Raw genomic sequence first — 512 nt, 5'->3', positions numbered from 1 at the left:
ATCCCCTTAAACTCGTTTCCCAGCGTCTTTATACGCTTCTGATTTATCTCTTTTGCCTATCGCTACAACAAGGATCGACACTTTTTCATCGTGCACTTGGTATATTAATCGGTACCCAACTTGACGTAATTTAATCTTGTAGCAGTCTGGGAGTTCTCGTAGTCGGTTAGCTTCAACCCTTGGTTGTTCCAGTACTTCACCTAACTTCTTTTTAAACTGCTCACGCACGGTTGCGCCTAACTTACGCCATTCCTTAAGCGCACGGGGATCAAATTCTAACTCATAGGTCATCTAGCGAGACCTTTACTCCGGTTTTTGGATCAGCTAAACGGGCTTGTGCCACAGCAATAAGCGCTTCATCTTCACTTGTTAGCAGCACTGATTTGAACGGCAGTTTTTCTCTTTGTGCAACATATTCCAATGTTTGTCTCAATAACTCTGATGGCGTTATTCCTAATTTTTCTAACGCTGCATAAGAACGCACTTTCAGATCATCATTCACACGAATATTT

2 protein-coding genes are annotated in these 512 nt (G+C 42.2%); both read right to left on the bottom strand.

The window, feature by feature from the left end; genetic code table 11:
- Positions 1-6: 6 nt before the first annotated feature.
- Entirely contained in the window at positions 7-291 is a 285-nt protein-coding gene (locus GQS58_RS16965; protein ID WP_096317127.1) for a type II toxin-antitoxin system RelE family toxin, read from the bottom strand.
- Positions 281-512, bottom strand: a 232-nt coding sequence (locus tag GQS58_RS16960) for a type II toxin-antitoxin system RelB/DinJ family antitoxin (protein ID WP_205860467.1), incomplete at its 5' end; no start/stop codon positions are given. The genes GQS58_RS16965 and GQS58_RS16960, both read right to left, overlap by 11 nt.

Source organism: Polaribacter sp. 11A2H (assembly GCF_011379025.1).
Lineage (GTDB): Bacteria > Bacteroidota > Bacteroidia > Flavobacteriales > Flavobacteriaceae > Polaribacter.
Note: the sequence above shows the minus strand (reverse complement) of the source record. Positions and strands in the feature narration are given on the sequence as shown.

Excerpts from the sequence above, each read along its gene's own strand:
- GQS58_RS16965 (WP_096317127.1), bottom strand. The coding sequence starts at position 291 with ATGACCTATGAGTTAGAATTTGATCCCCGTGCGCTTAAGGAATGGCGT.